The 12,337-nt window shown below is 42.9% G+C and carries 11 protein-coding genes; 3 read left to right on the top strand and 8 right to left on the bottom strand.

What is annotated here, in order from left to right; translation table 11 throughout:
• Positions 1-63 precede the first annotated feature (63 nt).
• Entirely contained in the window at positions 64-597 is a 534-nt protein-coding gene (locus AB4307_RS09840; RefSeq protein WP_372131750.1) for a DUF4136 domain-containing protein, read from the top strand.
• 310 nt (positions 598-907) lie between these two features.
• On the opposite strand, the gene AB4307_RS09835 is transcribed toward AB4307_RS09840, so the two are convergent.
• Together AB4307_RS09835 and AB4307_RS09830 are read right to left on the bottom strand one after the other, a co-directional pair.
• Positions 908-1,099 (bottom strand): hypothetical protein, encoded by a 192-nt coding sequence (locus tag AB4307_RS09835; protein ID WP_102394268.1) that lies wholly within the window; start codon positions 1,097-1,099, stop codon positions 908-910.
• Between the two features lie 148 nt (positions 1,100-1,247).
• Positions 1,248-2,216, bottom strand: a complete 969-nt coding sequence (locus AB4307_RS09830) for an alpha/beta fold hydrolase (protein ID WP_372131748.1) — start codon at positions 2,214-2,216, stop codon at positions 1,248-1,250.
• Positions 2,217-2,501: 285 nt separating this feature from the next.
• Here AB4307_RS09830 and AB4307_RS09825 point away from each other — a divergent pair, with 285 nt between their 5' ends.
• The gene (locus AB4307_RS09825) at positions 2,502-3,509 is read left to right on the top strand and encodes an AraC family transcriptional regulator (protein ID WP_017081817.1); all 1,008 of its coding nucleotides are present in this window, start codon (positions 2,502-2,504) and stop codon (positions 3,507-3,509) included.
• A 56-nt stretch (positions 3,510-3,565) separates the two neighbouring features.
• On the opposite strand, the gene AB4307_RS09820 is transcribed toward AB4307_RS09825, so the two are convergent.
• From AB4307_RS09820 to AB4307_RS09810, 3 genes are all read right to left on the bottom strand, one after another.
• On the bottom strand, positions 3,566-4,228 hold the full coding sequence (locus AB4307_RS09820; RefSeq protein WP_029224309.1) for a YiaD family glycine zipper/OmpA-like lipoprotein: 663 nt from the start codon (positions 4,226-4,228) through the stop codon (positions 3,566-3,568).
• A gap of 188 nt (positions 4,229-4,416) precedes the next feature.
• Complete coding sequence (locus AB4307_RS09815; RefSeq protein WP_372131746.1) at positions 4,417-5,640, bottom strand: HlyD family secretion protein; 1,224 nt, start codon at positions 5,638-5,640, stop codon at positions 4,417-4,419.
• On the bottom strand, positions 5,641-5,961 hold the full coding sequence (locus tag AB4307_RS09810; RefSeq protein ID WP_017072398.1) for a hypothetical protein: 321 nt from the start codon (positions 5,959-5,961) through the stop codon (positions 5,641-5,643).
• Between the two features lie 627 nt (positions 5,962-6,588).
• Here AB4307_RS09810 and sstT point away from each other — a divergent pair.
• Positions 6,589-7,803, top strand: coding sequence for a serine/threonine transporter SstT (sstT, locus tag AB4307_RS09805; protein WP_017068938.1), 1,215 nt, complete (start codon positions 6,589-6,591; stop codon positions 7,801-7,803).
• A gap of 238 nt (positions 7,804-8,041) precedes the next feature.
• Here sstT and AB4307_RS09800 read toward each other — a convergent pair whose 3' ends face one another.
• The 3 genes from AB4307_RS09800 to AB4307_RS09790 all read right to left on the bottom strand — a co-directional run bounded on the left by AB4307_RS09800 (position 8,042) and on the right by AB4307_RS09790 (position 12,082).
• Entirely contained in the window at positions 8,042-9,274 is a 1,233-nt protein-coding gene (locus tag AB4307_RS09800) for a tetratricopeptide repeat protein (protein ID WP_372131791.1), read from the bottom strand.
• A 322-nt stretch (positions 9,275-9,596) separates the two neighbouring features.
• Positions 9,597-10,199: a response regulator transcription factor gene (locus tag AB4307_RS09795; protein ID WP_108091664.1), complete on the bottom strand. Its 603-nt coding sequence runs from the start codon at positions 10,197-10,199 to the stop codon at positions 9,597-9,599.
• A 14-nt stretch (positions 10,200-10,213) separates the two neighbouring features.
• The gene (locus AB4307_RS09790; protein WP_372131744.1) at positions 10,214-12,082 is read right to left on the bottom strand and encodes a sensor histidine kinase; all 1,869 of its coding nucleotides are present in this window, start codon (positions 12,080-12,082) and stop codon (positions 10,214-10,216) included.
• Between the last annotated feature and the right edge of the window lie 255 nt (positions 12,083-12,337).

Below are 12,337 nucleotides of genomic sequence, written 5' to 3'. Positions count from 1 at the left end.
GGACAAGTATAATCACCTTCAGAAGAAAATTTCATTTCAAACCACCTTCCAAGGAGATAGAAAATGCTTCGTCTAACCACCATATTATTAACGCTTCCTCTAGCTGCCTGCTCTACAATAAATACTGACTTCGAAAAGCAAACCGACTTCTCAATGTATAAAACCTATGATTTCAGCTCGCCCGGGACTGCGAAAGAAGAGAAGAACAAAATACCGATTAGTATCGACTCAATCAGGATTGAAAGTGCGATCATTAAAGAAATGAGGCGCACAGGGGTTTCATTTGTAGAGGACGGAGGCGACCTATACGTCCGCTACCAACTTCAGCAAGCATCTGAACTTGTGTCTTCCGGCTCGTCATTTGGTATTGGCTATGGTTGGAACAATTTCCGTGGGGGAATGTCCACTCCACAAAATTATCACCAACAGACGTACGGACAATTGGTTGTAGAACTGATCGATGATAAAACCAACATCGTTGTATGGACCGCGAATTCAAGCCGGAAATTGACTCGCTCAATGAGTTCTAAGGAACGTGAAGAGCTGATTTACGAGGAGATCGCTGAAATGTTTCAACAGTACCCTTCGTACAAATGATTTTAAAACTTCTAGGTGATAACTTCTTCAAATATTGGCCATTGAGTGTACAGATAGAGGAAGCCTAGGCATTCAAGGAAGAAGGCACCAAAGCTGCATCATATTGTTATATACCCTCAACCTTAAAGCTAACGCTGTAACTCACGTCCGAGTGACGAGTTTCACTCCAATCACGTTAGGATCTCCATTTTCGTCTATATATAGCGAGACGTTTAAGGGCATGCCTAACGTACTCAAATGCTCTTTATGTACCAGGCTCGACTCTAAAACAGGATCGTGAAACATAATTGTTAGCGAGGGCAAAAAGCGGCTATTCAGCTTGATTGGCAAACCTAGAATATTCAAACGCGATAGCATTTAACAACTGAGGTAAGTCTTTAATATTGTGTTTATTAATTTCGATATAATCATCAACGAAGTGGTCTTTTTCTTCGGCTACCTTATTGATAGAACAACCTAATAATAGAATACAACTTAGCGCTAAAAGGGTTAGCTTCTGCATTTACCATGCCTTGATTAGTTTTAGATAAGGGATGAGGATAGAAGTGGTAAAAAGCTCGAAAGGCGCTCAATAAATCGACATTCACTTTTATTGAGCATGAACCTTCTCGTAGTTCCATTTCAATCATATTTACTCAGTCATTTAACTGTTATTGCGTCTTATCAATCCAATATTTCACCATTACCGAAAACTCTTGATACCTATCTTGATAACAAAAATGACCACTGCCTTTGAATACTGTTAACTCAGCATTCGACATACGTTTAGCTAAACGTTCTCCATTATCGACGTAAAGAATTGCATCGTTTTCTCCCCAAAATATCTGAGTGGGTAACTCTATTTTATCGAGCAATGGATCAACCGTTGCTAGACTTTTTGGGTAGTCTTTAAACCATTGCATGACGGCAGGAATTCGATTGCGATAAGAAGCAATATAGTCGGAAATCTCTTCTTGATTGGGGCGATAGTTCGTATAGCAAACCTTGATACAGCCTTGAACTAAAGAGCCAGCCCCTGTCACTTTAAAAACAGTGCGCCAAAACGATGAGTCGACCATTTTTCGGATGGCGCTTGCATTTGACGAAGGATTAATTGCTGGACCATCGCCTATCAATAAACTTTTGACATCATTGTCATATGTGCCCACGTAGTAAACGATCGCGGGCATACCAACGTCAGGCCCCAATAAATGTGGTTCTTGAATATCCAAATGATTTAAGAATTCTTTTAAAAAGTCGCCTTGAGCCTTGAAAGACATGTATTCAATCCCGCCCGCACTGCCGCCGAACCCAGGCATATCGTAAGCATATAGGTTGTAGTGTTCAGCCAACCCTGTCCAAATAGGGGCATACGCAAGAATGCTTTGAGGAAAAGGGGAAAGCATCACAAGAGTCGGTTTACCAATCGCTTCAGAATGTGCGTATCGAATATCGGCACCATTTATCTTGGTTCGCTTTATTGGCATGGATGGTGTCGTTTCAAATGTTGGGAACATTGGATAGTCGTTTTTTCTTCGCAACTGCTCCAAGCTTTTATATTCAGAAGTCAATAACATCAGTGCCGATGCGTTAATACGATCAAACACGCTAATTTTTTCTATCTTAGGAGTATGTGTCATTAATTAATCTCTATTTAATTCTCTGAAGTTAAAAGACGCTGAAACCATGATTAAAAATTTCCATCCAATTTATTTATGGTTCTCAAAAAATAGTATTGGGGTTTACTCAACTCAGTATTTACAGCTATCAACAATTGTAGTTAACACCATTGTTACTAATATTATCGCCACTACTTTACCGATATATTTGATGTTAACTAACATCGTTGGGGTCTGTTAAAACTCGTTAAATTACGTCATTTATGCTATGTTTATGACCTAATTCACAGAGGTTTGGATGGATCAATGACTATCAACACAACTTACTTTATAAGGGTAAATAGCCTGATGAATTTGTATTACAACGTATGTAATCAATATTATTCAGATCCAATCTCCCCACAGACAATTCCCCAATCCGCGTTTAATCACACAATGAACCTGTTGCCCATTTCTGAGGTATTTCAGCTTTATGAAGAACTCGAATGCTATACAAAAAATCCAAACTTTATGCTCGAGGCTGTACGCCATTTCCGGGTCGAAGACTTGGGCGGATTAGGCCAATGGATGTTCTCTGGTCATGACTTAATGTCGACGATAAGAAAGGTAAATTACGGCATGGGGTGTATTCAATCCGGTGCTTTTTGGGTTGCTGCACCTGCGGGGTCTATCATCAAGTGGACTTACAACAATCAGTATGACGCAGAACACTTAGACGTTCATGACAGTATTAGAGTCGCTGTTTTGATGTTAAAGATATTGAAGAAATACCTTGGGGTAGATTTCGCTCCGATGCGCGTATTACTTTCTGGGGAGCGTGCGGATGAGAACCTATATCGAGACTATTTTGGCTGTGACGTAACATGGAATCATCATCAAACAGAGATCTGGTTTCATTCCAACTTACGCTTGGCAAATCTGGCTGAAAATCAAGATACCAAACAAACCTTTTCTTTAAATTTTGAGGACTTGGATCGATGCTTAGATATGCCCGATCCAAGCGATGATACTAAATTGGTTTATGAGGCCATCAATTACTCATGTCACTTTGGATTACCGACGCTCGAAAGAGTATCGAAATTATTTGGTCTATCTACACAAACATTTCAACGCAGATTCCACAAGTATGGCCATAACTTCACCGAAATGTGTGGTTTTGTCTTGAGTAATAAAGCCGTCAAGATGCTAAGCCAATCAATGCCTGTCGACGAAGTTGCCCACAAATTGGGATATAGCCACCTAGACAGTTTTACACATATGTTTAAGAAACATCGAGGCATGACACCAAAGCAATACCTCAAGTCATTAGAATAAAATAGAACATCCGCAAAATGTCTCTACTTGCGGATGAGAAAGATTGCATCACCTCGCTAGATGGCTTGGATACTGATCTCGACACGGCGATTGCAGGCTCTTCCGTCTTCGGTTGCATTGTCACAAATAGGGTAACGTTCACCAAGGCCGCTGGTACTGATTCGTCCACCTTTCACTTTTTGATTCACTAAGTAAGCTTTTACTGAATCAGCACGTTTCTCAGACAACTGCTGATTAGAAGCATCATTGCCAGTACTGTCGGTATAGCCTTTGATCTGCAAATACGAATCTGGGTACTCGACCAATATTCTCGCAACACCATTCAATGAATTGTATACCGTCGCTTCAAGTAGGTATTCACCAGAGCGAAAACCGATGCCGTTTTCCATCACCAACACTAACTCATTTTCACCAACACGCTTTACTTGAACGCCTGAATCTAGCAACTCCTGACGCAAAGCTTCCTCTTGTTTATCCAGTGAGTAGCCGACTCCTCCACCGATGAGACCGCCAGCCGTTGCCCCAATTAACGCTCTCTTTTTCCGTTCTTTTGAATTATCTCCAGACAGGAGACCAATCGCAGCACCAGACAAAGAACCAATCGCAGCCCCTTTTGTTGTGGAATTCGTTTCCATCTCACCAGTCGTTGCGTCCTGACGTTGAGTCGCCTGACAGCCCACCAAGCTCGTTAATAGCAACAGAGAGATAATAGGTTTAATGCCTCTTTTTATTTCAGAAGATATGAATAGCATAAATATATTCCAGTTAAATTTAGACTTTCGATTAAATATTCACTGAATAGCAAACATATTAAAATTACAGACCACGACTGTGGCCCGTAATTTCATTAATAATCTTATTTTTAATAATTCGGAATTAAATAACCGAATTAACTCTGGTTCTAGATCTAGAAAGAGTAGAAGTAGTAAAGCTGCGACTTCATACGTAAAATGATTCCACGTATTACATCAAGAAACGCCATAAGCTCTGTTGGCTTTTCTCCGCTAATCCAAGCTAAACCAACCGAGCCGACTGGTACGCTATAGCCTTCAGGTTCAAAGACTTTCAACCTAACAAAGTGATGTTTGTTTTGTAGGTTCTTGCCTGTCGTAGAGCGAACATTCTGGTCAAAGCCAAGCAAGTTACTTTGCGCTTCGCCGGTTGCTTCAATAATACCTTCAACCTCTGCCGTGAATACTTTCCCTGGATAAACTGGCGTTGTAAATTCAGCCAATTGACCCGGTTTAACATTTCTAATCGCTTGATGATTCACTCTCATCAATACGTATTTCTCGTTGGTGTACATCTGCAATCGTGGAACTCTAGAAACAAGCTGACCTTCACGAAGAATAAAGTTAGTCACAAAGCCATCAGCGGGTGCATAAATCTTGGTGCTATCAAGATCCCATTTCGCTTTATTCACCTTCTGAATTGTTTCGTTAAAGTCTGACTGACGGGATTCAACCGAGAGTTCCGCTTTGGTTATTTGTAGCTTGGCTTTCTCTACATCAGATTTCTTTTTGCTCAGCTGTGACTCATGCTTGGCCACAGTGTACACAGCAGAATCGGCGACCGTTTGCTGGTTATCAATCATGCTTTCAGTGATCGTATTACGCACGACTCGGTTTTGTTCAAGATAACGCTTCAACGTTCTTTTCTGTAAGTCTCTATTTGACTGAGCAGCTGAAAGCTCACTTTGTGTCATTTCAAAATCATGTAACGCTGCCTGATAGCTGGATTCAGCGATTTTTACTTCTTCAGCCGCAGTGCTAACCGCTACGTTTGCCGAGTCGCGCGAAATCTTCGCTTGTTCATAAGCAATTTGATAAGGCTCGTTTTCAATCTCATAGATTAACTGCCCTTTCTCAATGCGTTGGTTCGGGGTGATATAAATCTGGTCGACCTTGCCCGAGACATTGGTTGAGGTTGGGCGAAGCTGAATGTGAGGAGACTGCACCACAGAGCCTCCCGACAAATCCATTGGTGTATAGTTAATTAATCCTACCCACACAAATAACAACCAACCACTGCCTCCTAGATAAGCGAATGCTTTAGTCCCTGTGTTCCAAGGCATGCCAACAAGTCTTAATAAATAGATGAACAAACACCAAACCGCTAAACCTTCTAACATTTAGACATCCTCTGATTGATTAACTTGAGCCGGAGAATTCCATAAATCACGCAGTCGGATAATGGCTTTTTCAAAATCTACAAAAGCAATGATAATGGCGAGCACCCACACCCAGTGCCAAATGAAGCCAATCCAAGTGAGCGCGGTAATCAACCCTATCTGATGGTGGTCAGTCTTATGAGCCTTTTGAATAGGGATCTCGTGAAGCTTCCAAAAACCGAACAGGCCAGCCGCTATGGTGCTGATCAGCACGATAGCGGCTGCTATATGTAAAACGGTATCTGCAGAGGTCTCTACATAAGGGATACTGATTAAACTCATTGCTCATACTCTTGTAAATTAAGACCAACACAGGATATATGCCACCCACTTACAACGGCAATTTTAGATAAATTACGTCATATAAAATAACATGTTGATATAAATCATCAGATAATGTGTGCGGTATATCAAAGTAGCAAGGTATTAAGTTCAGTAGCCTGACGCTATTAAGGAGAGCTGATGAGATTCACAGCTAACGCTGCTTAAGTAGGTGGGAATGCCGATAGAAAGATTAGATGACGACAAAACATGGCAAGTCATGCACCAACGTAGATTAAGCAAAGCAGGTGATGTCTGTTGAAGTGGCTTTTTTACCTATACAAGTTTAGGCAGCTATTTCCGAACACAATGTTTTTATCAGTAATGGTTTACACACCATAAATACTAGAACATTAAGCCAATGGAACATTATTCAGCAGGCTTATACCTCAACAAAAGCACAAAGATTTAACATTTAGCTCCAAAAGCACCACATGGCGCAAACAATCACCCTAAAAGTAAACTATTCCTAGACACCCTCTTAGATCCCGCTAATATGACCGCCCATTCCACTAGTGTATAGTTGGATTTGGTACAACTTTATAAAAAAATACATCACTATAATAAATTAACAATTGCAGGTATTTTATGCAAAATCACAACATGCTCGCCCGCATCGCTCGTGGAAATCTCGTTCTACAGATCCTTGCTGGTATTGTTTTCGGTGTCGTTCTCGCCATGGTTTCTCCTTCAGCAGCTCAAGATGCAGGCCTATTAGGTAGTCTGTTTGTTGGTGCTCTGAAAGCTGTTGCCCCAATTTTAGTATTCATTCTTGTTGCAGCTTCTATCGCAAACCAAAAGAAAGGTCAGCATACTCATATGCGTCCAATCATTGTGCTTTACCTGATTGGTACGTTCTCTGCAGCACTGACTGCTGTAGTACTGAGCTTCATGTTCCCAACCACTTTGACACTGGTTGCTGGCGCTGAAGGTGCTAACCCTCCTCAAGGTATTGCAGAAGTTCTTCATACGCTTCTATTCAAGCTTGTAGATAACCCAGTTAGCGCACTAATGAACGCGAACTACATCGGTATTCTTGCTTGGGCAATCGGTCTTGGTCTTGCACTGCACCACGCATCTGCAACAACCAAAGCGGTATTCGAAGACCTTAGCCACAGTGTTTCACACATTGTTCGCTTCATTATTCGTCTTGCGCCATTCGGTATCTTCGGCCTTGTTTCGGCTACATTCGCAACAACGGGCTTCGATGCACTAGCAAGCTACGGTCAACTGCTAGCGGTTCTACTAAGCTCAATGCTGATCATTGCTCTTGTCGTTAACCCACTGCTTGTCTTTGTAAAGACAAAACAGAACCCATACCCACTTGTACTGCAATGTATTCGTGAATCTGGTGTAACGGCATTCTTCACTCGTTCAAGCGCTGCAAACATCCCAGTGAACATGAACCTTTGTAAGAAGCTAGAGCTAGATGAAGATACTTACTCTGTATCAATCCCTCTAGGCGCAACCATCAACATGGCGGGTGCTGCAATCACCATCACTGTGTTAACGCTTGCAGCTGTACACACAATGGGTATTGAGATTGATATCTTCACTGCGATTCTACTAAGCCTTGTTGCTGCAATTTCAGCATGTGGCGCATCAGGCGTTGCCGGTGGTTCACTGCTACTGATTCCTCTAGCTTGTGGCCTATTCGGTATCTCAAACGATGTAGCGATGCAGGTTGTAGCGGTTGGTTTCATCATTGGTGTGATTCAAGATTCTGCTGAAACAGCGCTTAACAGCTCAACTGACGTAGTGTTCACTGCGGCTGTATGTAAAGCTGAGCAAAACAAAGCTTAACAGCTCTTGGGTATTAGGCTTTAGCTCTAAGCTCTAAGCTCTAAGCTCTAAGCTCTAAAAGCAAATAGCACACAAATAAAAAGGGAAGCATCCGCTTCCCTTTTTTGTTGTCTTGGTTTTCTAGATTACGGCTAGAAGCTATATAGATTTATAGCTTCATAGCTTCATAGCTTCATAGCTTCATAGCTTCATAGCTTCAGTCATTCTTGTCTAACTCATCAAAGCTAACCAACACGTTTTAGTGGTTGCTTTTCCAGCTTGGATCCACTGCTGCCTGACTGAAGTCTAGAGAGTTAGGGCTTGCTTCTTTGTTATGCGTTGCTTGATCGCTGGGCGCAGCACCGCTATCATGGTTTGGCGTCGCCTGCTGGCTGTAATCGACGTTAGAACCTTGCTCACTCGACGCTTTGGTCTCTATATGACTACCATCGACATTTAGCTCCTCACCTTCTTCATCGGACGCTTCTTTAACCTTCTTAGGGACAGGGACATTGCGTTTGTAGAGCTTGTTGAGCGCTTTAATGATTGAGTGCTTAGTGATTGCTTCTTGGGTCAACTTAGTCATTATCGGCTTAGTCAGAGCCTGTAAGCCCACGACGGCATCCACACCAAGTTCCCCGCCGACTTTATCCCTCAAATGCTTGGCTTCTGAGTAACCAAAATGAGCCGATAGAAATAGCCAGATATAAGCGATGGCGTTGCCGTGTTCACCATGGTCAATCCAAGCTTCACCTGCTCTAAACATGGCTTCTGCACTGTTCTTTTCTGCGGCCGTCTCAAACCAGTAAACAGCCTCGCCATGGTTAGGCTCAACACCCACACCGTTCAAATAACTCATACCAAGTTTGATCTTGCCGTCTAAGCTATTCTTTTCCGCGGCCTTTTGGTACCACTCGACAGAGCTTTCGGCAGAGTAGTCTGGGTTTTCTTTATCTAGACACCAGTCACCAATGAACAGCATCGCTTCAGTATTACCACCAGCCGCAGACTCTTCAATATAGGTATAACCCTTAGGGATGTTCTTATCGGTTCCGCGACCAAAGACGAGCGCTTTGCCCATCTCAAATTTCGCAGACACGTCATTGTCCAATGCGGATATCGCAAGCTGCCAAAAGTTGGCTTTTTCTCTTAAAATTAGGTCTTCTTTGCGCTTCATGCTTAGGCGCACAATGCCGTACATGCCATTGATATTATCGAGTTGCGCCGCTTTGTCGTACCAATACAGAGCTTCCTTAATATTGTTACGTTCCGCCTCCTTCGCCAAATACAGAATCGACGGAACATGCCCGGTTTCGGCTTTGAAGTGACGCTCTTTTTGCTCTTGTATGCGCGCTTTTTCAATCGCTTTTCGATAAGCGACAGCACGAGCCTTACGTTCTTGTTCCAAGCGCTGCTTTCTTAGCGATAAAGAGAGCAGCCACACGGCGACAAGTATTAACGAAAGAGCCGTCGCACCAATTGCGATTCCCATTGTACTCATAAAATATTTTAACCTAACTCGGCTGATACTAGCCCCGATATCGGGAAAGTGATCAACCCATAGTGAATGGTATGTTTCTAATTACAGGGAAAAGCGCCGTTATTAAAACGTTCCGCCCTAAAATGAACTCAGTTCAGTATCTCAGGAATACATAACGATAAAAAGTCTACTTAGACCTATCCTTATGCACTCCATAAATGGTGTGATCTTGCTTCAATAGAGTTCGATAATGAAGACTACCTTTGAGCAAAATAATCTTAAAAAACGACAACGAAATTGATGAATACCTATCAGCAATTTCGTGTCGCTGTAGTTAGTTCAGTTGACCGTATATGTAAGCCAACTCGGCAACTGTCTTCGCTGAGAATTTCTTCATTAAACTCGCTCGGTGTACTTCTACCGTTCTCATCGCGATACATAATTCATCAGCGATTTTCTGGTTACGTTTGCCATCGATAATCTGCTTAAGAATATCGATTTCTCGCTCAGTTAACGACGCATACGCTTGGCGATAAACATTCATGTGTAAATGCTTTTCAGAAGCGTCCAAACCTTGTTTGATTGCCTCAGCTAACTCACCGCCTTTAACTGGCTTTTGAAAGAAGTTCACCGCGCCGGCTTGTAAGGCTTCAACCGCCATTGGCACATCACCGTGACCCGTCAGGTAAATCACCGACAGTGGGCTCTGCGCTTTCACCATCAATTCATGAACTTGTTGCCCTCTCATTTCAGGCATTCGGCTGTCTAACACCACGCACCCCGGCGCACTCAAATCCACTGAGTCCAAAAAACTCGGGCCATCTTCAAAAGCTGACACAGTGAAATCATGCTCTTCTAATAGGAACACCAATGAGTCACGCATCGACTCATCGTCATCAACCACGTAGACAGGAAGCCTTTGATGAAGTTCAGACATAACAAGATTCCTTATTAATCATTTGAAATAGAGGAAGGTAGTGTCACCGCGACATGACAACCATGAGGAGTCAGTGAAGTAATGCTCATTTTGCCACTGTGGTCTTCAATCACATCTTGGCAAATCGCAAGCCCTAATCCCAAGCCGTTTCCTTTGCTGCTCACAAAGGCTTGAGTGACTTGTTGCTCGGTAAAATCTAAGCCCGTGCCGTTATCGATAACCGACAACATCATTTTATCCGGTTGATACTCGGTAATCACTTTAATTGTCGATGGTTCGTTGTTTTTGTTACCAATATCAGACGTAGCGCTTTGTTCGCGATGCATCTGAGCATTACACGCATCAGTCGCATTGTTGATCAAATTTACAACCACCTGCTGCAATCCGACAGGGTCAACATGTAGCTTGATAGGTTTACCCACAACATAACGTTCAATGGTTATCTTGTGTTTCTCTAATCTAAACTGCAGTAGCTCGATGGTATCTGTAAGAAGCACTTCTATATCAATTTGAGATTTATCTGATGAGCGTTTTTTGATCATGTTTCTTAAGCGCTGGATGATGGCGTCAGCACGGTCCACTTGAGACTGGATCTTCTCAAATACAGGCTCTATGTCAGTCAGCGGTTTGTTCTTCGAAATCCGCAGTAAACCACCTTCGCTATAATTCCGAATTGCTGCCAGAGGCTGATTAATCTCGTGTGCCAAGCTACTTCCCAGTTCACCAACTACCGCGATACGTTGTGAGTGCTCTAGTTGTTCACTCTTACTTTTCAGCTTATACAGCGTCGCTTCTAGTTGCTTTTTACTGCGACTGAATTTGTATTCTAGCCAGAAGTGGTAAGCATTTAGAGACACGACAAGAATAAAGAACGCCCATGCCCACTGTTGATTGTACTTGAGCCAGATTAACGCTTCTTTCCACCAAGGTTGTTGCAGTGGATGCATGTCGAGTTGTTGATATAGCTTATCGATCGACAGCAGGCTTGTCGGTGACGTCCAGCCCGATGCATTCGCTGCAATGGCTGGCGCACTGCTTTTTGGCATAGCAAATAACACCTGACTCATTTGTTTCGCCAGTGCCGAAGACGCTCGCTCTGTTTTGGCAAACGACCAGTTAGGGTACAACGGTGTAGACACCTGACATCGGAACCCTTCTGGTGCTTGATTCTCGATAACACGATATTGACCCGCCACCAGCAAACCTTCGCTGATCATGCTCTCGACCAAACACGCAGGCACCACCGCAGCTTCAATGTGTCCTTCACGCAGTTGATACAAGCTAGCATCAATAGGGAAACCTAAGAACTGAGTATTAGAGAAAAAGTGGTTGGGATTAAGCCCTTGTTGCATCACTTGGTAACGCATAGTGAGATAGCCACCGAATGCATTTTCAGATACTGCCGCAATCGGCTTACCGCTGAGTTGTTCGAGAGAGATATAAGGCGACATTCTTCTCACCACCAAGGCGGAACCAATGCTGCGTGTATTACTAATGTCTTGAGCTTCAAAGTTATGACTGGTCATGGTGGCCATCCAAGAAAGCGCATACTGGCGTCCTAATCGAACCGCCTGACCGGGGTTGGTGATAACAAAATCAACAGTCACATCTTTTACCGCTTCGGCCATCTCTTCCAAGTTGAAAGGCTTGAGAACAAAGTATTTTCCGGGAATGCGCTCCGACAACCAATCCACTGTCGGCTGCCAACGCTGTTGAGCGGAAAGCTTACCTCGAGTCGCCAACACGCCAACCTCTATGATTTGCTCAGACTCAACAGTGCTTGTCGTTGCAATCTCTTGCTCCGATTGAGCGGCTAAACAGATTCCTGCGGTTAAGCTCAACCAACAAAGGCCAACGATTGATATTAGGTTTCTGACTGTCACTGAAATCTCTTTCTCCAAACGGACTGTTTATTCAATTTATTCTCGATTCATTTTATGTCAGCGGCGTGTTTCGCGCTTAGCTCATGCTTGAACGCCTTAAATAAGCCTCTAAAACAAAGCATAACAGCTAGATTGGTAAAACCACATTTGTTCTAGATCAACTTTGATCTGGGTATGTGGAAATCCACAATACCCCGTGAACAGTCAAAATCTGACAATAAGCCCAACAGATAGAATACCCATTTATAGGTACCA

This window comes from Vibrio sp. 10N.261.52.C2, assembly GCF_041471425.1.
GTDB classification, from domain to species: Bacteria; Pseudomonadota; Gammaproteobacteria; order Enterobacterales; family Vibrionaceae; genus Vibrio; species Vibrio crassostreae_C.
The sequence above is the reverse complement of the archived record's forward strand: the minus strand, read 5'-3'. Positions and strand labels throughout refer to the sequence as shown.

Excerpts from the sequence above, each read along its gene's own strand:
- sstT (WP_017068938.1), top strand. The coding sequence starts at position 6,589 with ATGCAAAATCACAACATGCTCGCCCGCATCGCTCGTGGAAATCTCGTT.
- AB4307_RS09825 (WP_017081817.1), top strand. The coding sequence starts at position 2,502 with ATGACTATCAACACAACTTACTTTATAAGGGTAAATAGCCTGATGAAT.
- AB4307_RS09840 (WP_372131750.1), top strand. The coding sequence starts at position 64 with ATGCTTCGTCTAACCACCATATTATTAACGCTTCCTCTAGCTGCCTGC.
- AB4307_RS09815 (WP_372131746.1), bottom strand. The coding sequence starts at position 5,640 with ATGTTAGAAGGTTTAGCGGTTTGGTGTTTGTTCATCTATTTATTAAGA.
- AB4307_RS09830 (WP_372131748.1), bottom strand. The coding sequence starts at position 2,216 with ATGACACATACTCCTAAGATAGAAAAAATTAGCGTGTTTGATCGTATT.
- AB4307_RS09835 (WP_102394268.1), bottom strand. The coding sequence starts at position 1,099 with ATGCAGAAGCTAACCCTTTTAGCGCTAAGTTGTATTCTATTATTAGGT.
- AB4307_RS09800 (WP_372131791.1), bottom strand. The coding sequence starts at position 9,274 with ATGGGAATCGCAATTGGTGCGACGGCTCTTTCGTTAATACTTGTCGCC.
- AB4307_RS09795 (WP_108091664.1), bottom strand. The coding sequence starts at position 10,199 with ATGTCTGAACTTCATCAAAGGCTTCCTGTCTACGTGGTTGATGACGAT.
- AB4307_RS09810 (WP_017072398.1), bottom strand. The coding sequence starts at position 5,961 with ATGAGTTTAATCAGTATCCCTTATGTAGAGACCTCTGCAGATACCGTT.